This is a genomic window from Photobacterium angustum, assembly GCF_003026365.1.
Classification (GTDB): domain Bacteria; phylum Pseudomonadota; class Gammaproteobacteria; order Enterobacterales; family Vibrionaceae; genus Photobacterium; species Photobacterium angustum.
Window position 1 is genome coordinate 11,427 of the sequence record NZ_PYOM01000006.1, and the last position, 20,825, is coordinate 32,251.

General features: G+C 40.0%; 18 protein-coding genes. 12 read left to right on the plus strand and 6 right to left on the minus strand.

What is annotated here, in order from left to right:
* Nucleotides 1–58 precede the first annotated feature (58 nt).
* Nucleotides 59–2,257: an immunoglobulin-like domain-containing protein gene (locus tag CTN01_RS07500; RefSeq protein WP_045149280.1), complete on the plus strand. Its 2,199-nt coding sequence runs from the start codon at nucleotides 59–61 to the stop codon at nucleotides 2,255–2,257.
* Nucleotides 2,258–2,494: 237 nt separating this feature from the next.
* Here the strand turns inward: CTN01_RS07500 and CTN01_RS07505 are convergent, their stop codons facing one another.
* Entirely contained in the window at nucleotides 2,495–3,574 is a 1,080-nt protein-coding gene (locus CTN01_RS07505; RefSeq protein WP_045149282.1) for a GTP pyrophosphokinase, read from the minus strand.
* A gap of 451 nt (nucleotides 3,575–4,025) precedes the next feature.
* A complete protein-coding gene (locus tag CTN01_RS07510) occupies nucleotides 4,026–5,063 on the minus strand; it encodes an alkene reductase (protein ID WP_045149283.1) in 1,038 nt (345 codons plus the stop codon).
* 229 nt (nucleotides 5,064–5,292) lie between these two features.
* Here CTN01_RS07510 and CTN01_RS07515 point away from each other — a divergent pair, with 229 nt between their 5' ends.
* Nucleotides 5,293–6,192 carry a LysR family transcriptional regulator gene (locus CTN01_RS07515; protein WP_045149284.1) on the plus strand — a complete coding sequence of 300 codons (900 nt, stop codon included), beginning with the start codon at nucleotides 5,293–5,295 and terminating at the stop codon, nucleotides 6,190–6,192.
* A 191-nt stretch (nucleotides 6,193–6,383) separates the two neighbouring features.
* Here the strand turns inward: CTN01_RS07515 and CTN01_RS07520 are convergent, their stop codons facing one another.
* Nucleotides 6,384–6,764 (minus strand): hypothetical protein, encoded by a 381-nt coding sequence (locus tag CTN01_RS07520; RefSeq protein WP_045149286.1) that lies wholly within the window; start codon nucleotides 6,762–6,764, stop codon nucleotides 6,384–6,386.
* 576 nt (nucleotides 6,765–7,340) lie between these two features.
* Between CTN01_RS07520 and glpT the strand changes: the two genes are divergently transcribed.
* Nucleotides 7,341–8,708, plus strand: a complete 1,368-nt coding sequence (glpT, locus tag CTN01_RS07525) for a glycerol-3-phosphate transporter (RefSeq protein WP_045149287.1) — start codon at nucleotides 7,341–7,343, stop codon at nucleotides 8,706–8,708.
* Between the two features lie 48 nt (nucleotides 8,709–8,756).
* Entirely contained in the window at nucleotides 8,757–9,818 is a 1,062-nt protein-coding gene (glpQ, locus tag CTN01_RS07530) for a glycerophosphodiester phosphodiesterase (RefSeq protein ID WP_045149288.1), read from the plus strand.
* A 53-nt stretch (nucleotides 9,819–9,871) separates the two neighbouring features.
* Here glpQ and CTN01_RS07535 read toward each other — a convergent pair whose 3' ends face one another.
* On the minus strand, nucleotides 9,872–10,768 hold the full coding sequence (locus CTN01_RS07535) for a LysR family transcriptional regulator ArgP (RefSeq protein WP_045149289.1): 897 nt from the start codon (nucleotides 10,766–10,768) through the stop codon (nucleotides 9,872–9,874).
* Nucleotides 10,769–10,928: 160 nt separating this feature from the next.
* Between CTN01_RS07535 and CTN01_RS07540 the strand changes: the two genes are divergently transcribed.
* The 8 genes from CTN01_RS07540 to CTN01_RS07575 all read left to right on the plus strand — a co-directional run bounded on the left by CTN01_RS07540 (nucleotide 10,929) and on the right by CTN01_RS07575 (nucleotide 18,605).
* Nucleotides 10,929–11,558: a LysE/ArgO family amino acid transporter gene (locus CTN01_RS07540; protein WP_045149290.1), complete on the plus strand. Its 630-nt coding sequence runs from the start codon at nucleotides 10,929–10,931 to the stop codon at nucleotides 11,556–11,558.
* Between the two features lie 21 nt (nucleotides 11,559–11,579).
* A complete protein-coding gene (locus CTN01_RS07545) occupies nucleotides 11,580–12,062 on the plus strand; it encodes a YbaK/EbsC family protein (protein ID WP_045149291.1) in 483 nt (160 codons plus the stop codon).
* Nucleotides 12,063–12,573: 511 nt separating this feature from the next.
* Nucleotides 12,574–12,993, plus strand: coding sequence for a D-ribose pyranase (gene rbsD, locus CTN01_RS07550; RefSeq protein ID WP_045149325.1), 420 nt, complete (start codon nucleotides 12,574–12,576; stop codon nucleotides 12,991–12,993).
* Between the two features lie 25 nt (nucleotides 12,994–13,018).
* The gene (gene rbsA / locus CTN01_RS07555) at nucleotides 13,019–14,524 is read left to right on the plus strand and encodes a ribose ABC transporter ATP-binding protein RbsA (protein ID WP_045149292.1); all 1,506 of its coding nucleotides are present in this window, start codon (nucleotides 13,019–13,021) and stop codon (nucleotides 14,522–14,524) included.
* On the plus strand, nucleotides 14,521–15,504 hold the full coding sequence (gene rbsC, locus CTN01_RS07560; protein ID WP_045083673.1) for a ribose ABC transporter permease: 984 nt from the start codon (nucleotides 14,521–14,523) through the stop codon (nucleotides 15,502–15,504). Before rbsA ends, rbsC begins: the two co-directional genes overlap by 4 nt.
* A 77-nt stretch (nucleotides 15,505–15,581) precedes the next feature.
* Entirely contained in the window at nucleotides 15,582–16,460 is an 879-nt protein-coding gene (gene rbsB / locus CTN01_RS07565) for a ribose ABC transporter substrate-binding protein RbsB (protein ID WP_005363948.1), read from the plus strand.
* A gap of 192 nt (nucleotides 16,461–16,652) precedes the next feature.
* Complete coding sequence (gene rbsK / locus CTN01_RS07570; RefSeq protein ID WP_045149293.1) at nucleotides 16,653–17,573, plus strand: ribokinase; 921 nt, start codon at nucleotides 16,653–16,655, stop codon at nucleotides 17,571–17,573.
* Nucleotides 17,574–17,588: 15 nt separating this feature from the next.
* Complete coding sequence (locus CTN01_RS07575) at nucleotides 17,589–18,605, plus strand: substrate-binding domain-containing protein (protein WP_045149294.1); 1,017 nt, start codon at nucleotides 17,589–17,591, stop codon at nucleotides 18,603–18,605.
* A 69-nt stretch (nucleotides 18,606–18,674) separates the two neighbouring features.
* Here CTN01_RS07575 and dcuC read toward each other — a convergent pair whose 3' ends face one another.
* Together dcuC and CTN01_RS07585 are read right to left on the minus strand one after the other, a co-directional pair.
* Nucleotides 18,675–20,054, minus strand: coding sequence for a C4-dicarboxylate transporter DcuC (dcuC, locus tag CTN01_RS07580; RefSeq protein WP_045083676.1), 1,380 nt, complete (start codon nucleotides 20,052–20,054; stop codon nucleotides 18,675–18,677).
* A gap of 192 nt (nucleotides 20,055–20,246) precedes the next feature.
* Nucleotides 20,247–20,807, minus strand: coding sequence for a hypothetical protein (locus CTN01_RS07585; RefSeq protein WP_045149295.1), 561 nt, complete (start codon nucleotides 20,805–20,807; stop codon nucleotides 20,247–20,249).
* Between the last annotated feature and the right edge of the window lie 18 nt (nucleotides 20,808–20,825).

Here is a 20,825-nt window from a genome sequence, read left to right on the forward strand (position 1 = left end):
ATCTTAGGCGCTCTTATTAAAGTACACGCCTATCCAATGTCGATTTATGAGTAATAAAATGAAAAAAACATCTCTATTTGCATTGAGTGCAGTGGCACTGTCTTGCGCAATTAGCTTTACCGCTCACGCTGGTGACAAAATGGTTAACCCAGAAGGCGGGGTTGTTGTGGGTTACTGGCATAACTGGGCTGACGGCCAAGGTTATAAAATGGGTAACGCACCTGCGATGTCACTAAAAGACATTAACCCAATGTATAACGTGGTTGATGTTTCTTTCATGAAAGTTTACGACGTGGCTGAAGGCCGTATTCCTACGTTTCATTTAGATGCGGAAACGGGGTTAACAGAGCAGCAATTCATCGACCAAATTAAAGAGCTTAACGATCAAGGTCGCTCTGTGCTTATCGCACTAGGTGGCGCTGATGCGCACGTTGAAATGAAAACAGGCGACGAGCAAGCATTCGCTGATGAAATCATTCGTTTAACCGATTTATACGGTTTCGATGGTCTAGATATCGACCTTGAGCAAGCAGCGATTGATGCGGCTGATAACCAAACAGTTATTCCAGCAGCACTACGTATGGTTAAAGATCACTACCGTGCACAAGGTAAAAACTTCCTTATTACCATGGCACCAGAATTCCCGTACCTAACAGAATCTGGCAAATACATTCCTTACATCACAGGTCTTGAAGGTTACTACGACTGGATCAACCCACAGTTTTATAACCAAGGTGGTGACGGCGTTTACGTTGAAGGCATTGGCTGGATTGCACAAAGTAAAGATGAGCTAAAAGAAGAGTTCATCTATTACATGTCTGATTCCTTGATCAACGGTACTCGTGGTTTCACTAAGATCCCACACGACAAACTTGTTTTTGGTATTCCAACTAACATTGATGCCGCAGCAACAGGTTACGTGCAAGATCCACAAGATTTGTTTAATGCATTCAAACGCCTTGAAGCACAATCTCAGCCACTACGTGGTGTAATGACATGGTCTATCAACTGGGATATTGGTACTAACAAAGCAGGTCAAGCGTACAACAGCAGCTTTATTAACACTTACGGCCCGTTCATTCACAGCCAAGTACCACCAGTTGTTCAACCGGGTAAACCTGTGATCATGGGTGTAACGGATGCTCGCGTTCAGCACCGCACAAGTTTTGATGCAATGGCTGGCGTAACAGCAACAGACAAAGAAGACGGCACACTAACATCTGCAATTAACGTATCAGGCTCGGTAGATACGCAACGTGTAGGCGAGTATGTACTAACTTACTCAGTATCAGATTCAGACAACAATGAAACCGTATCACCACGTAAAGTAACCGTATTTAGCGCATTACCAACCTTCGCTGGTGTGGCAAATGCAGTTGTGAAAATCGGTGAAAACTTTGATGTAATGGCTGGTGTATCAGCATCGGATGCAGAAGATGGCGATCTAACGGTAAACATCAAAGTATCTGGCACAGTAAACACTGCGGTTGCGGGTCAATACGAACTTGTTTACTCAATCACAGACAGCGCAAACCAAACAGTAACCGTGAAGCGTACTGTGGTTGTTAACGATGGATCTATCGTATGTACTAACCCATGGAAAGCGGATGCAACTTACGTTGAAGGTGATGTAGTTAGCCATAACGGTAAAGATTGGCAAGCTGGCTGGTGGACACAAGGTGACGAACCAGGCACAACGGGTGAGTGGGGCGTTTGGCGTGAAGCAGGCGATAGCGACTGTGGCGGCGTTGTACCACCACAACCAGAAGCAGATTTCACCGCATCTCTATCTGGCGTAAACAGCAGCTACAAGATCACTAACGGCACAGCGACACTGAACCTGAATTACACCGCGAACAAAGCCAGCTCTGTACAGATTGATGTGATTGACGCAATGGGCTACCCAGTAAACGGCGGTAACTTCACGGCAGATTTTACAGCTAACAGCGCAATTAAACTGGTACTTGATAACGTTTCAGAAGGTAAACACTCACTACGCATGATCGCCAAATCAAAAGATGAGCAAGTGGAATCACGTCACCAGTTTGTATTAGAAGAGCAAGAAACAGTTGAGCCACCAGTAACCGACGTTCCTGCTTATGAAGCGGGTAAAGCGTACCAAGCGGGCGACCAAGTATTAGGTACAGACGGTAACGTATACCAATGTAAACCATGGCCTTACACAGGCTGGTGTGCAAATGCTTCATACGCACCGGGTTCAAGCCAATACTGGGCTGACGCATGGGATAAGCTATAAGCTTACCAATAGCTAAATAAACGAAAAGCCAGCATGTTAGTGCTGGCTTTTTTGTTGGGGAATTGCTATTTAATCGTGAGTTTATTTATATGCATTGATTAACAAACTGATTTTAAATGTCTTTCTCATCGTGTTGTATTTAGTCTGGTAAATATTAGGAGCTATAGCGAACGCAGAATAAATTAAACAGTGTTAAGACCTAATTTTAAGTATAGTGAATCACTTTTGACTTTTTTGTTAGCTATTTACTACATTATGCTCACTATCATAGGAAAAGTTGTATTTTCTTTCTATTTCTTCCCAGTCAACACCATATTTTTTAAAATATTCCATCTCAAATTCATGATCTATATGTCTACTTGAATTGCACCAGTCGCTGCTATCACCTTGTGCCAACATCATCTCACCATACTTTTTATAATCATGGAAAAGCATCAAACTCCTAACCATTCCCCACTCGTGTAGCCCACCATCCGATGATGCCTTATAGTATTTCTCTATGTCTTCAGGGATTATTGATTCTAGTTGACTTAATGTGTTCACTCCAAAGGTATTTAATTCTTTAACAAGGATACCACCTGTGTCATGTGTCGGTGTACCTAACTCTTCAATTAACGATGCAAATCTAGTGTGTAAATACTGACTTAATGTTGTTGAAGATATTGGTATTTCTAAGTTTCCGGTTCTTGTTCCTTCATCTACACTAGCTGATATATCATCAATTTGTTTAGAAATTGCATTAAACTCTTTATCTGCTAGTTCAAGCACTCCAGCTAGAATTTTGAATCTACGACTAAGTTCATCAGGTAGCTTTCCACTAAATTTATAGTTACGATCATGCTCTATTTCAGCCCACGCATGCTGAAGGATCGTTCTGATTTGAATTTCAAAACACTTGCCTTCATACTGCTTATATTCTGGTAGCTTTAACCTATCTTCTTTCAATTTAGCAACGTAGTGAACAGATTGATAACCGACTCTATCTAAACCTAAAGCTTTAGACTTATTGGAACTATTTTTTTCATCAATATCGAAGTTTTCTTCAATTATTCTTTGGATAGTCGTAATTTCATCTTCTACATAGGTAATAATTCTGATACCAGCAAAATCCTGAATTTGATTGATTGGGTCACTGTATTTTGCAGATTTTCCTTTATCCCTTACGCTCTCAATAGTCTTAACTCTAGATGTGACTATATGATAACCAATAGAGTTCATTTCAAAATATTCGATCAAAAAAGACTCGACCTTACCTGCTAACCTTTTAAAAATTGGTTGAGATTTTATATACCAATCGACTAACTTTTTATCACTCATATGTTTGAACTCTCCAATTTACTATGCAATTTATCACTACGGTTCCTACTAAAAATACGCTGAGCCTTATTATGATAAGTAAGATGACGTAGAAATTACCCTTTCAAGGCGTTGTTTTCGTGTTGCTACTATCAACAACCCACCCTCTGATAATTGCCGATGTTTTTATCCGATAATTCAGAGCTTTCACAGTGCGTTGTCTAGAAAATTAGATATCCGTCAGGTTTTATAAAACAGTTGGCTATCTTATGTACTACAAGTGGTTTAGGCTTATAAATTACTGTTATTGCTTGTTTGGATTGTTGGAAAGGAGAGCGTGGCAGGGCAATTAAAATAGAGATAAAGCCCTTATCTGAAAAGCATCATTTCACGCTAGAAGAGCAAGGTAACGGTTAAGTTACCAATAGCGAAATAAACAAAAAGCCAGCATAGCTTATGCTGGCGATATTGTTCAGACGAGTGTGTTTAACATACTTACATCGTACTGTGTTAGGTTTTTGTTTTGACGTGTTTTTTCAACGTAATCAGGGTTAGCAATTAACGGGCGACCTATAGCCACTAAATCAGCATCATTATTAAGTAGTGCCTCTCTCGCACTCTCTGAGTTATAACCGCCGCAGGCAATAACGCTGCCATGATAATGTTGACGAATATATTGTGTAACAGTGCTTTGTAAATGATCTTGATAGCTGTCATCGAACATACCGGTATGTACGTATGCCAAGTCATATTGATTTAATTGCTCTAATACATAATCAAAAACGGGTTTATCGCGATCGTCATGTTCAATATTCAAATAAGCAACAGGTGATAAGCGTACCCCTACGAATTGAATTTGCTGTTTAACGGCATTGATGACATCAAATAAAATACGGCTCATATTCTCGGGGTTTTGCCCCCAATGATCGCTACGACGATTCGTATCCCAATGGAGAAATTGATCTAATAAATAGCCATTAGCAGCATGTATTTCAACGCCATCAAACCCTGCTTCTTTGGCATATATTGCGGCTTTCGCAAAATCGTTAATCACAGTCTGAATATCAGCAGGCGTCATTTCTTTTGGCTCTTCATACTGCAAATTGTCCGTACGCTTTACACGCCCTGTAAGAGCAACCGCTGAAGGGGCTAATGGCTTGTTTCCATTAAGGTAAATAGGGTGTGATACTCGGCCTGTATGCCACAATTGGGCAAATATTTTACCGCCATTTTCATGCACTTTTTGTGTAACTTGCTTCCAGCCTGCAACATGTTCTTGGTTAAAAATAGCGGGCGAATTAGGGTAACCCTGCGCGGTTGGCGATATCATTGTACATTCAGTAATGATCAATCCCGTACTAGCTCGACGAGCATAATAGTCAGCCATCTCAGGTGTTGGGATGAAATCGTCTGTCGCCATGCATCGGCTCATTGGCGCCATAACAATACGATTTTTTAAGATCAGATCCTGACTAAGTTGATAGGGGCTAAATAAAATATCTTGTGTCATTACAGGTTACCTTTCTCGCTTTTATATCGTTCACAGTAGGCACATCGGTTTTATGTTGGATGATGATTGCGTGTGGTTACTGCGTGAGGGGGTGACTATATACCGACACAGAAAGGAATGTCAGACTGATAAAATGAATACCATCTATTCCATTTTGGAATCCAAAAGAGCCAGAAAATGTGCCATTATGTCTTTATCTTGAATAAGGGTGTAATGCATGGGGTAGGTAATGGATCAATTAGGCGCAATGCGAGCCTTTATTCGTGTTGTACAAACCGGGAGCTTTTCGGCTACTGCGCGTGAGCAAAATACAACTCAAGCAACAATAAGTAAAAAAATAGCTGCGTTGGAGCATAAGCTAGAAGGTAAACTGCTGACAAGAAGCAGTCGAGACCTTGCTTTAACTGAGGTTGGCGCTGAATATTATGAACGATGTGTTGCTATTATTAGTGAATTAGATGAGGCGGAATCTAATGTGCGAGCACATCGAGCATTACCTCAAGGGTTAATTAAAATCGCAGCACCTATTACCTTCGGCAATATTTTTATTGCGCCTATTATTTCTGAATTTTTAGCGCGTTATCCTGATATAAGTGTAGATTTAACGTTAAGTGATAAACATGTCGATATTATTAGTGAAGGTGTTGATGTTGCAATTCGAGCCAGAGAATTAGAAGACTCTTCATTAATAGCAAGGCGATTATTTGATAACCCTAATATTCTCGTTGCCTCTTCTGCTTATATTACGAAATACGGAGAGCCAGTAACACCAGAAGATCTTAATCAACATAATTGCATTATTTATTCGCTTTCTTCGACCATGAATAATTGGAATTTTTATAATAAAAAGATCAAAAAATCGGTCTCGGTAAGTGGCAATTTTAAGAGCGATAGTTGTGATGCTATTTTACGCTCTGTACTTGATGGTGTTGGCATTGCGTTATTACCTGTTTGGATGGTCGATAATGAAATAAAAGCTGGTCGATTAAAACAGTTAATGCCGTCTTATAAAACTCAACCATTACCTTTTCATGCTATTTATACTAACAATCGTTATGTTTCATTAAAGATCCGATGCTTTATTGATTTTATGAAAGAGAAGATTGAAAGCTCAGAGCGACTTAATTAATCCTTAATTTTAAAAATGGGGTATGTGTTTTTGTTATTACAGTATTTTACTCGATAAGAGTAAGGTAACGATTAATCCACCAATAGCGAAATAAACAAAAAGCCAGCATGATATATGCTGGCTTTTGTGTGGACCCTTTAATTGTATTTTTTGATGTTCTATGAAGCGTTATTTAGTTATTAATATTTGATCTATTTTGGGGCTGGAAATCCATCCAAATCATCGAACGGCATTATTTTCCCACTCCACTTACCTTCTTCTTGTTTTGCGACAACAATGAACTGACCATACGTTGTGCCAGGTGATCTGTATTTTAAGGGGACGACAACACCATCATCCATATGGATCGCTCCATCGATCCTTGCAAGCATGCAAACTCCTCTGGTTACGTTATCCTGCCTCAATTCAGAAGGTTGTATCTCGCCGAGAAAGTGCTGCTCACAAAATGGTCCTTCTAAAACAAGGTCAACCGTACCTGGCGTACTGTTTAGCACTGTATAGTTTGTATATGCAGCGAATGATGGAGCTGAAAATAGTAAAAAAGAGAGTGCAACAAAAAGAAGTTTTTTCATCACGTAGCATCCTTAATCAAGATTAGAGAATGGGCGACATGTTTCAAAGATACGCAATAGATATAATATATAAGTGGCATATAAAATATATGTTTAAGTTTTAAATTTGTATCAAAAATGAGACAAATTTAAGCAAAACAATTGATGAGTGCTAAGTTATCTGGCTTTTGGTTGTTTTTTGATGATATGTCGGTGGAGTTGAATTGTTATGTACTGTCAAGATTGTTAATCAAATTTGATATCAAAGCCTATCAATTCATTTACTGTTTTATTCTGCTACGTGAACACTAACTTTATTTCGTGCGTCTATTTCCAGTAATACTACTTCGAGTCAAAGTTTTTGATTGTTTTATGAGCGATTATTTTCGTTATCAATAGAGTGTCTATGATTACTTTATCTGTTGAAAGCGTGATTTTGTCCCTAATGGGTATATTTAGCTGGTCATATATTCCATTTATTAACACTAATTAAACCTTAGTCACAGAAATTTAATTTTATATCCATACAATTCACCGAGTTTCGCTTGTGAGCGAAAATGTTCGTTTTAGTGATGTATGGATAACAATGAGGCTCTGATGTTTGGGATATTCAAACCGAAGGCGCATATCGCACCTTTAGAAAATGGTAAGGTCGATAGCACCTATTCTCGTCTGCGATGGCAGTTATTTTTCGGTATTTTCTTCGGCTATGCAGGTTACTACCTCGTCCGTAAGAACTTTAGTTTGGCAATGCCATATTTAATTGATGAAGGATTCAGCCGTGGAGAGCTTGGTGTTGCTTTGGCTGCGGTGTCTATTGCTTATGGCTTATCGAAGTTCTTAATGGGGAATGTGTCAGACCGTTCTAACCCAAGATACTTTTTAACGGCTGGACTGGTTATGTCCTCGTTGGTCATGCTCTGCTTTGGCTTTATGCCATGGGCGACGGGTAGTGTGGCTGCCATGTTCATCTTATTATTTCTAAATGGTTGGTTCCAAGGAATGGGCTGGCCTGCGTGTGGACGGACCATGGTGCATTGGTGGTCTCGTAAAGAACGCGGCGAAATAGTATCGGTATGGAACGTTGCTCACAACGTGGGTGGTGGCTTAATCGGTCCAATGTTTATCCTTGGCCTTTGGGCATTTAATGACGACTGGCGTACAGCTTTTTATGTGCCCGCTCTTTTTGCTTTGCTAGTCGCATTTTTTGTTTGGTTAACCGTGCGTGATACGCCTCAGTCATGTGGTTTACCACCAATCGAAGAATATAAAGATGATTACCCTGAAGGTTACGATAAGTCGTTTGAAACGGAAATGACGGCGAAAGAAATCTTCTTTAAATATATCTTTAATAACAAGTTACTTTGGTCAATTGCGATTGCTAATGCCTTTGTTTATCTGATCCGCTACGGGGTGCTAGATTGGGCACCAGTATATCTAAAAGAAGCGAAAGGTTTTTCTGTCGATAAAACATCATGGGCTTACTTTTTGTATGAGTGGGCTGGTATTCCTGGCACCTTATTGTGTGGTTGGATTTCCGATAAGCTCTTTAAAGGGCGTCGTGCACCTGCCGGTATTTTATTTATGGTGTTGGTAACGCTGGCTGTATTGGTTTACTGGTTTAACCCAGCAGGCAACCCAACCATTGATATGCTAGCGCTTATTGCTATCGGCTTCTTAATTTATGGTCCTGTTATGTTAATTGGTTTGTATGCGCTTGAGCTTGCACCGAAGAAAGCAGCAGGTACTGCGGCAGGTTTAACAGGTCTATTTGGTTATCTTGGTGGTGCGGTTGCGGCAAATGCTGTGCTTGGCTACACCGTTGATCTTTATGGCTGGGATGGCGGCTTTATTATTCTAGTTGGTTCTTGTGTGACATCTATTGTGTGCTTTGTTTATGCACTGCTAGGTGAACGTGCAATTCATGAACGTAAAGCAAAAGAAAAAGCAGCATTAGCACAATAACTTTATTGAGGGGCGGATTGTCCCTCATTATTTAGCAAGGATATTATAATGAAAACAATCTCAGTTGGCTTAACTTTTTTAGCGCTTAGCTTATCAGCAGGGGCTATTGCAAATCCGCTTGTTATTGCTCACCGTGGCGCTTCAGGCTATTTACCTGAACATACACTTGAAGCGAAAGCGCTCGCTTATGCCATGAAACCTGATTATATCGAGCAGGATGTGGTGATGACGAAAGATGATCAATTAGTGGTACTGCATGATCACTATTTAGATCGCGTGACTGATGTTGCTGAACGTTTTCCTGATCGCGCTCGAAAAGATGGACGTTATTACGCAATTGACTTTACGCTCGCTGAAATTAAATCATTAAGGGTGACTGAAGGGTTTAATATCAATGCTAAAGGCGAGAAAGTCGCGGGCTTCCCACAACGATTCCCAATGTGGAAATCACACTTTACGGTACCTACTTTTGCGGAAGAAATTGAATTAATTCAAGGCTTAAATAAGACCTTAGGTTATCACATTGGTATTTATCCTGAGATCAAAGCGCCTTGGTTCCACCGCCATGAAGGGAAAGACATCTCTAAAGCGGTACTTAAAGAATTAAAGAAATACGGTTATACCTCACAAAGCGACAAAGTATACCTGCAATGTTTTGATGCCAATGAGCTAAAGCGTATTAATGATACCTTAATGCCTGAGATGGGGATGGATTTAAAACTTATCCAATTAATGGCTTACACCGATTGGAACGAAACCATGGTTTATAACGGTGATAAAGCGACGCCGTATAGCTACGATTGGATGTTCAAACCGGATGGTATGGCAAAAGTGGCGCAATATGCGGACGGGATTGGCCCTTGGAAACCGATGTTAGTGGATGATAAATCAACTCAATCGAACATCATTATTAAACCGTTAATGGCGCAGGCAAAAGCGGCGGGGTTAAAAGTACATCCTTATACTTTCCGTGCTGATGAAGGCCGTATTCCGTCATATGCAGAAAATTTCAATGGCATGCTTGATGTTTTCTACAATCAGGTAAAAGTCGATGGTGTATTTACTGATTTTCCTGATAAAGCAGTGGCGTTTCTTAATAATAATAAATAGAGCTACATAAGGGATTGGCCCTCTCGATTTGGGAGGGCTTTTTTTTGTTCAGCTTATTGTGGCAAATGGCTTTGTGCATAATGAATGATCGCTTGCGATATTTCTTTTAGTACGCCAGTTTCCAATTGCCAGTGATGCCAATAAATTTGGTTAGATAAGGTAAAATTCGGCGTTATGTTCACGAGTGTACCTTTTTCTAATTCCTCGATAATCTGTAATTTGGGGATTAAACAGTAGGCAATACCAGCAATGGCCATTTTGATAAAAGCTTCTGAACTACTGATTTTATGGTGGACGGTATTATCAAGATTTACATTAAAGTGCTGGGTAAGAAATTTCTGGTGTAGGTCGTCAAATTGATCGTAAGACACGGCTGGTGCTTTGGCTATCGTTTGGTTATTCACGCCGTTTTTGAAGTATCGCTGAGTAAATTCAGGGCTAGCGACACAAACGTAGTCAATACAACCTAAATAGTCGGCTCGACAGGACGGGATCGGTTGCGATTCGAGGCTAATTGCACCTGCCACTTCTCCACTTTTTAATTTTTCAATGGAGAGGTTTTCACCATAAATACTTAATGTAATTTCAACTTGTTTTTGTTTCATCACGTCTTGAAGTGACGGTAATAACCATGTCGCTAGGCTATCGGCATTGGTAGCGAGTGAAAGTTGAATAGGGCGTGCGCTCGTATCGTTTTCTAACTCTGGCAATATTTCATGTTCGAGTAATCTAACACGACGATATAACCCCAGTAGTTTTTTGCCTATTGCTGTGGGCTTTGGTGGTTGTTCTCTTATCAGTACAGGTTGAGCTAGAAACTTTTCTAATTGTTTTACGCGTTGTGAAATTGCTGACTGTGAAATGAAGAGGTATTCAGCGGCACGTTCAAAACTGCCTTGATGAATAATCGCATCTAAGGCTTCAATCCATTTGTAATCTAATCCTCGCATTTCACTCTCCTTGCTTTTGAGTCTCATCACTTACATAGGTAATACCACGGTTATAAGTAACTCTAATGTTACATTAAAATCATTAATTATACTTATCTCTTTAAACCTTTTATCTTCTCGGCTCTTTACGAATATTGATTTGATGTTGCTGAGGTGAATGATGAATTTTTGGGTTTTATTACAAGGTTTTGGCTTAGGGGCGTCAATGATCATTCCTATTGGTGCCCAGAATGCTTATGTCCTCAATCAAGGCATAAAGCGTAATCACCATTTAACGACAGCAACGATTTGCAGTTTGCTAGATACGCTGTTTATTTCCTTAGGTATTTTTGGTGGTGGTGCTATTCTCGCGCAACATGACATGTTACTTACCTCTGTAACATTAGGCGGCATTGCTTTTTTAACCTGCTATGGTTTGCTGTCATTAAAAAGTGCGTTCAAAAAAAACAATGCTAATGAAAAAAGTGGTGAAGTGGTTGCTCGCGGTCGTCGCGCTGTTATCTTAGGGGCATTGGCGGTGACAGTGTTAAATCCGCATTTATACCTTGATACTGTGGTGATTCTTGGTTCACTAGGTGGTCAGTTTGAAGGGAATGATCGTATTGCTTTTGCTGTTGGTACCATCATGGCATCGTTTGTTTGGTTCTATAGTCTTTCTTTAGGCGCGGCAAAGCTTGGACCTGTTTTATCACAGCCAAAAGTCAAAAAAGGCATTGATCTTTTAGTGGCGGCAATGATGTTTACTATTGCGATCATTCTTGCCAAAGAGTTGATGGGTAAGTATTGGTAAAAGTAAAAGAGATAGTGATATATGCAATCGTTACAGGAAATTTATGCGTTTAATACCCAACGTTTAAAGTCATTGGCTATCCCTTATCGAGAGTGGGAGCACGAAAGTATTCTGGATTTTGAAACCGATCAAAAAGTGGCTGCGAGACTTGGTTGGACGGGAGTGCATACGAAGAGCATCTTTATGAAATTTAAAGGTCATGGCTATGCGTTGTATTTGACGGATAAAGATTCGCGAATGGACTCGAAAAAAATAAAGACGTTAATCGGTAAGCGGCCTTCTATATGTACTGGCGAAGAAATGACTGCGCAGTTAGGGTGTTTACCCGGTGCTGTTTGTCCTGTTGGGCTACCTGAACATGTCGCTATTATTATCGATTCATCCTTGTATGCGTGTGAAGAGTTACTTTATACACCCGGTATACCGGAAATTACGCTTGGCGTGGCTGGGAAGCACTTAAAACAGTTATTAGGATCTGAATCTAATTCTATTTATGAACTGTAAATCACAGACCAAGATAAATAAATGCCAAGGGCTTTGAGTTTAATATTCAAAGCCCTTTTCTTTATTTGAAAAAGGGGAAACGTTATTCCGTTATTCATTAGGGACTATAATGCCTTCTAGTTATGTCAGCACCTTATAAGTAATAAGTACCGTTTTTATTTTTATAAACCTAAGGTTTACTCTTTGTTATAGACTGGATGAAAGCATGCTTTAGATATCAATGCTTTAATTGCGTTTTAATTAATATAAAAGAGGTTGAATAAGTATTTCTAGTCTTTCTATATTACCATCGAAACGTTTCGCTGAGTAAAGTGTGATCTAGTATACTTTTTTTCCTTAATATTGGTGATAAAGACCGATCATTCTCACATCTTATTGAACCGGGGATAGTCAAAAAAAATAGTAGGATTATCATGCTATCGAAACGTTTCGATGGGTTTTCTGTAAAAGCAATTATGACATAAAAACAGATACCGTTAGTGAGAAAACGTATAACTGAATGGTCGATAACATGAAAAAAAGCACCCTCATTAACTCAGAATTGTCTTATCTAGTCGCGACCTTAGGGCATACCGATGAAATCACTATTTGTGATGCGGGCTTGCCAATACCAGATCATGTGCAGCGTATTGATTTAGCATTAACGCATGGTGTTCCCTGCTTTTTAGAGACTGTGCGTGTGATGCTCTCTGAAACATGCATTGAAGGGGTGATCATGGCAGAAGAGTTTGCCCAAGTGAGCCCTGAACATCACCAAGCCTTGCTGGTTGAACTTGAGCTTGAACAAGCGAAAACGGATAAAAAAATTCATATTCAATACGTTACCCACGAACAGTTTAAACATCGCACGGAACAAAGCCGAGCAATAGTAAGAACGGGTGAATGTACCCCGTATGCCAATGTGATTTTTCAATCCGGTGTGATGTTTTAGTCAAGAGCGACGTTGAGGATAAATTATGACTCAGGCCATTCTACAATTGAATGATATCGAGAAAGCGTTTCCCGGTGTGAAAGCGTTAGATAGAGCTAGCCTTTCTGTGTATGCAGGTCGTGTAATGGCTCTTATGGGCGAAAACGGAGCGGGTAAGTCGACTTTAATGAAGGTGCTTACTGGAATTTACCAAATGGATGCAGGAAGTATTCATTATCAAGGTCAGCCTGCTGCATTTAACGGCCCACGTGATTCACAAGAAGCAGGCATTAGTATTATTCACCAAGAGTTAAACCTAATCCCTGAATTAACCATTGCCGAAAACATTTATCTTGGGCGTGAATTCACGGGCATGATGGGACGAATTCAATGGGGAAAAATGTATGATGAGGCTGATAAACTGTTAAAACGCCTTAACGTTAAGCATTCCTCAAAAACCTTACTGGGTGACTTAAGCCTTGGCGAACAACAAATGGTTGAGATTGCCAAAGCGCTATCGTTTGAGTCTAAGGTCATCATTATGGATGAGCCAACAGACGCCCTTACTGACAAAGAAACAGAATCGTTATTCAACGTCATTAATGAACTTCGTGAGCAAGGTTGCGGCATTGTTTACATCTCTCACCGTTTAAAAGAAATTTTTGAAATTTGTGACGATATTACTGTATTGCGTGATGGAAAGTTCATTGGTGAATGCCAAGTTAAAGATACCAATGAAGATGGACTGATCGAGATGATGGTGGGTCGTAAGTTGGAAGAGCAGTACCCACGTATTGCCGTAAAACATGGGGAAACTTGCCTTGAAGTATCGGGATTAACGGGCTCGGGTGTCGATGATGTTAGTTTTTCTCTAAAGCGCGGTGAAATTCTTGGTGTATCAGGGCTGATGGGCGCGGGGCGTACTGAATTGATGAAATTGATTTACGGTGCGCTACCTGCTGAAGCTGGTGTAATTAAGCTTAATAGCCAAGTTATTAAGCCTGCCACACCTCAAGACGGTTTAAATAACGGTATTGCCTATATCTCTGAAGATCGAAAAGGCGATGGCCTTGTTCTGGGCTTATCTGTAAAAGAAAATATGTCTCTTTGTGCTTTGGATAACCTAACAAAAGGTGTGCAAATTCAGCATAAAGAAGAAGTGGTTGCCGTTGATGACTTCATTAAAATATTCAATATCAAGACGCCAACACACAATCAAATTATTGGTAACTTATCCGGTGGTAACCAGCAGAAAGTTGCTATCGCAAAAGGGTTAATGACCCAGCCTAAAGTTCTTATTCTTGATGAGCCAACACGTGGTGTCGATGTTGGTGCTAAGAAAGAAATCTATCAACTCATCAACAAATTTAAAAGTGAAGGTATGAGTATCATTTTAGTCTCTTCTGAGATGCCTGAAGTGCTCGGTATGAGTGATCGCATCCTCGTTATGCATGAAGGACGAATTACTGGCGAATTCGATGCTAAAGAGGCAGATCAAGAACAACTACTCGCGTGTGCCGTTGGCAAAAATATGAATGAGGAAGCAGCATGAGCACGAATACGATGAATAAACCCGCTGAACAAAATCGTCAAAAGTGGTTTAGTAAAGAGTGGTTAATTGAACAAAAATCATTAATTGCATTACTTTTCTTGATTGTTGTTGTGTCCTTTTTAAACCCTAACTTTTTTACTGTCGACAATATTCTCAATATTCTTCGTCAAACCTCTGTTAACGCGATTATTGCCGTCGGTATGACCTTGGTTATTTTAACCGCAGGTATCGATTTAAGTGTCGGTTCAGTGCTCGCGTTATGTGGCGCATTGGCTGCCAGTATGATTGCTTTAGAGGTACCCGTTTTAATCGCAGTGCCAACGGCTTTACTTGCTGGCGCGTTATTGGGAGGGATTAGTGGTGTAATTATTGCTAAAGGTAAGGTTCAAGCCTTTATCGCAACCTTAGTGACGATGACATTACTGCGTGGTGTCACCATGGTGTATACCGATGGACGTCCTATCTCTACAGGTTTTACTGATACTGCTGATGTGTTTGCATGGTTCGGTACAGGTTATGCGCTAGGTATTCCAGTTCCTGTATGGCTGATGGTATTTGTTTTTGCAGGTGTTTGGTACCTTTTAAACCACACTCGTTTTGGTCGCTATATTTATGCTCTTGGGGGCAATGAATCTGCGGCTCGTCTTTCAGGTATCAATGTTGATCGTGTGAAAATTGGTGTGTATGCCATTTGCGGTATGTTAGCAGCACTAGCAGGCATTATCGTGACTTCTCGCTTATCTTCTGCTCAGCCTACGGCTGGTATGGGGTACGAATTAGATGCCATTGCAGCTGTTGTATTAGGTGGTACGAGTTTGATGGGGGGCAAGGGACGTATTATGGGTACGTTAATTGGTGCTCTTATTATTGGTTTCTTGAATAACGCACTGAACCTACTCGATGTTTCTTCTTATTATCAAATGATTGCTAAAGCTGTTGTTATCTTGCTAGCGGTTTTAGTCGATAACAAAAACAAATAATACGCTACGAATTATTACATAAAACAAATGAGCCAGATGACGTGTACTGGCTCGCCCCCTACAAAAGGACTAGAACGATGAAAAAAATCGCAACGCTTATTTCAGCAGCACTTATTTCTTCCACGGTGTCTTTCGCGGCGCAAGCGCAAGATACAATGGCTATTGTTGTATCGACGTTGAATAACCCGTTTTTTGTATCGATGAAAGATGGCGCGGAAGCTAAAGCAAAAGAGCTTGGATATAAGTTAATTGTACTGGATTCACAAAATGATCCGAGCAAGGAGCTATCAAATATCGAAGATTTAACAGTGCGTGGAGTGAAAGCTATTCTGATTAATCCGACAGATTCAGACGCGGTATCAAATGCCATTCGTATTGCAAACCGCGCTAATATTCCGGTATTGACTCTTGATCGCGGTGCACGCCGTGGTGATGTTGTTAGTCATATTGCTTCTGATAACGTTGCTGGTGGTGAAATGGCAGGCCGTTTCATTATGGAAAAAGTGGGGGAGAAAGCTAAAGTTATTCAGCTTGAAGGTATTGCAGGGACATCTGCCGCGCGCGAACGTGGTGAAGGCTTCATGAAAGCGGTGAAAGCCAACGACATGGATCTTTTAGCGAGCCAGCCTGCGGACTTTGATCGTACCAAAGGTTTGAACGTAATGGAAAACTTGCTGGCTGCAAACCCTGACGTACAAGCTGTTTTTGCACAGAATGATGAGATGGCACTGGGGGCACTTCGTGCGGTTCAAGCATCAGGTAAAAACGTCCTAATTGTGGGCTTTGATGGAACTGAAGATGGTATTGCTGCTGTTAAGCGCGGTAAATTAGCAGCGACGATTGCACAACAACCTGATTTAATTGGTGCGCTTGGTGTGGAAACGGCTGATAAAGTACTGAAAGGTGAAAAAGTTGAAAAGAACATCCCTGTACCACTTAAAGTAGTTACAGAATAAGATTTAATTCCTTTTATCGTTATTTCTTCATCACGATACAGAGTAACCCATTCTCTTGTTTGGGTTGCTCTTTCATACAGCTAACAATGTTGCACACTCAATGACTAAGCACTAATGGGTTTAAGTTTTTGATAGATCTTAAACCCATTACTCCTTTGACGTTAAAGGGTTAACAGAACTAAGGATTAAATAATGAGTAAGTTAGTAGTACTAGGTAGCGTCAATGCTGATCATGTTCTTCAAGTGCCTTCATTTCCTCGCCCAGGGGAAACTTTGCATGGTCGTAATTACCAAGTTATCCCAGGTGGTAAAGGGGCTAACCAAGCGGTTGCCGCTGCCCGCTTAAATGCTGATATTGGGTTTATTGCGTGCGTAGGTGATGATGCGTTTGGCATGTTAATGCATGATAATTTCGTCAAAGATGGAATAGATGTACGTGGTGTGAAAACCGAAGTTGGAACGCCGACAGGTATTGCGATGATCCAAGTTTCTGACTGCGGTGAAAATAGTATTTGTCTCTCAGCTGAAGCGAATAACAAGTTAACAGAGCAAGCGATTGAATCTGATTTAGACACAATTCGTCAGGCTGAATATCTGTTGATGCAATTAGAAACACCGATGTGTGGTATCGAAAAAGCAGCAAAAGTCGCTAAATTAGCCAATACGACAGTGATTTTAAATCCAGCGCCTGCTCGCGAATTATCAGATAAGTTGTTAGCGTGTGTTGATGTGATCACGCCTAATGAAACTGAAGCTGAAGTGTTAACTGGCGTAACAGTAACGGATAACCAATCAGCACAGCAGGCGGCGGATATTCTGCATGGTAAAGGAATAAAAACCGTAATGATCACTTTGGGGGCGAAAGGGGTATGGTTAAGCCAAAACGGTTCCGGCGATATCATCTCAGGGTTCCGTGTTGAAGCAACAGATACGACGGCGGCTGGCGATACCTTTAATGGCGCGTTAGTGACTGGTTTATTAGAAGATTTGGCTTTAGAATCAGCGATTAAGTTTGCTCATGCTGCCGCGGCGATCTCTGTCACTCGCTTTGGTGCGCAAACGTCTATCCCTACTCGTGAAGAAGTGGATTTTTTTTTAGCGCAACACGCCTAATTAAGGAGAAATAACTTGGCAACGATGAAAGATGTCGCGAAACTGGCAGGTGTATCTACCTCGACAGTGAGCCATGTTATTAATAAAACCCGCTTTGTCAGTGATGAAATTGCAGAGCGGGTAAATAAAGCTGCGAAAGAGCTCAATTACTATGCACCTTCAGCCTTGGCACGTAGTTTCAAAGTTAACCGTACTAAAACTATTGGTATGCTGGTAACAACCTCAACCAACCCTTTCTTTGGCGAAGTGGTTAAAGGGGTTGAGCGTCATTGTTACCATAAAGGCTACAGTTTGATTTTGTGTAATACTGAAGGTGATCACCAACGTATGCATGAATCAATCAATACTTTGCTGCAAAAGCGTGTTGATGGATTAATTTTAGTATGTGCGTCGCTAGAGGGTGAGCGTTTCGATATTTTTGAGCACTATGCTGATATTCCTGTCGTGGTAATGGACTGGGGACCGATGCTGTTCACCAGCGATAAAATTCAGGATAACTCGCTGCGTGGTGGCTATATGGCAGCGAAACATTTGATTGATTCGGGACACAGCGATATTGGTTGTATCACAGGTCCACTGGAGCGAAACCAAGCTAAAATGCGTTATAACGGCTATTTAAAGGCGATGGATGAAGCTGGCTTTATTGTTAATACATCATGGGTAGTAGAAGCGGATTTTGAATGTGAAGGTGGCTATAACGCCTTTATTCAATTGCATGAAAAAGGAAAGTTACCTAGTGCCTTAGTTGTAGCTAATGACATGATGGCAATGGGCGTGATTAATGCCGCGAATGAATTAGGCATTCAGATCCCTGAGCAGCTTTCTATTATTGGTTACGACGATATTCATATTGCGAAGTTTATTTCTCCGTCCCTTACAACCATTCACCAGCCTAAATATCGTTTAGGTCAAGCGGCTGTTGAGGCGTTACTTAAACGTTTAGATGCCCCTGATACTTTCCCGCAAGTAATTGAACTAGAGCCAACCTTAGTTGAGCGCAAGAGTGTGAGGAAGTTAGGTTTAGTTGGTTGATTGTTTGCAGCTTTGAAAAAGAATGAAATATCACACCCAGCATTAGATTAATGCTGGGTGTTTTTTTATTTACGAATATTGGATAACAGCCATTACAAGTACGACAACCATACTGCTTAACATAGGCACACATGTTCGTTTAACGACATCGATTGGCGTTAAGTCAGACATACCTGCAACGGTAATAATAACGCCAGCAACAGGTGACATTGTTCGACCGATACCAGCTGCAAATAAAATAGGAAGCAAGGGTAATAGAGGATTTACACCAAAGTTTGTCGCAATTTGCGGAACGATTGGAATAAATGCCATTACTGGAGCATTTCCTGAACCTGTAATAAAAGCGGTTAATAAAATAAAACCAGAGAAGACAATCACAATACCTGCAGGACCAAGATCGAAAGACTTAGCATTGCTAATCAGGGCGTTAATTGCGCCAATGTTGGTTAAACCTGCAGAGAAATATTCAGCGGCGATCATTAACGTTAGAACGCTCGCAAAGATCATACCTGTTCCTTTCAACCAAGCTTCAAAGTTATTGAAAGCACGTTGAACCGAACGGAAACGAATCGCTTCAATGAGAACACAAATTGTAATTGTCGACATCATTGCGATTGGAATCGTCATCGTTATTGATTCCATCACCATACTTGAAAAGCCGAATAAAAATACGAAAGGTAATACGGGTAGTAATGCGTAAAAGCCCGGTACCACATCGGTATTATCGTGTTCTTGTTCTAGTTTCTCGAGGTATTTACCGCGATCATCTGCGGGGTTATAGCCATCCTTTCGATCACAGTATCGCTGCCAAACAATATTTACAACAGGGATAATAAGTAATAATAACGCTTGGAAAATTGTTTGGTGGTGTACGACAAAATCCATAATTTCTACATTAATGGTGTTTGCACCAATGACGGCATTAATTTGTCCTGGACCGTACTCCCATGCAGTTGGAATAACGATGGTCGCAACTGCTGTTTTAGCACTGACACCTGCGTTTCGTAATACAGGATATAAAGTGCCCATTAGTAGTAAAGATAGCGATGTTGCACCTGTAATAAAGACATACATAATAGAGACAAATAGCAACACAAGGATCAATAAGATGTATGGGTTTTTTACTGCCATCACTGGGCGAGATGTCGCTTTTACTAGAGCTTGAGATGCGCCAATATGGTTTAAATAGGTTGAAACACCCGCTATAGAAACCAAGGTTAATCCGACTTTACCTAGTCGAGTGTTGGTTATTTCAGTAAACTTTTGCCATAAATCGAAGAATAGAGCACCTTGTGTTTGACCGTCAGGAAGAACAGGGTTGATGCCTGAAAGGGAAGCATAAGCTAGAAGGAATAAACCTGCGGTGATTAATGTTGCTTGAGGGTTAAACTTTTTTAGCATTGAATAGGCAACAAGCCCAACAATTGCAATCGTAAATATATATTCCATTTTAATCTCATTGTCCGATGATAAAAAGGAATATTATTGATGCCTGAATGGAATAAATATTGATCGTGAATAATTAATGTCATATCTATTACTATGCATTATGAAAAATGGAATGATCATCACTAATCTTGTAAAGATAGTGTATGAAATTAAATAAACTCTTGTTATAAAAAATTATTTTGATGATTTGTATTAGGTAACTTTAATTTTTTCTATATGATCAAGGTGTAGGTGATGCTGTATAATTATTTTTTGATCTCGGTCTAAAAAATACATTGTTGTCTTTAATATGACAAACCATAGCAACAGTACTATCAAAGATGTTAAGTTTACTGAATATAAAGATTTAATATTAAAAATATTTTGATATAAATAAAAAGCAGAAAGAAACCCAATAGCAATAAGAGAAATATCTTTATAGGTACTTAATATTTTATATGAGTTATCATTACGAAATTTATGGCAAATTAATTCTTCGTCAATGGTTGTAGATAATAATTGATATATTCTTGTTAGTGCAATGCATAGTTGTTGGTTATCAATATGCCTTAAAGATTGCTTTTCAACTTCATCTGTTACTTCTATGGCAAAATTTATAGCTATATAATTATTATTTGCTTTATCAATTAAGAGTTGAAGCTTATATACCAATTCTTTTTCTTCTGAGTATGCTTTTTTTTTAGAAAGTTCTAATTGATAAAAAATATCTTCTATTTCAGTAAGTATTTTAGAAGGGATGTTTATCATCAACATAATATGTACCTGTTGTAC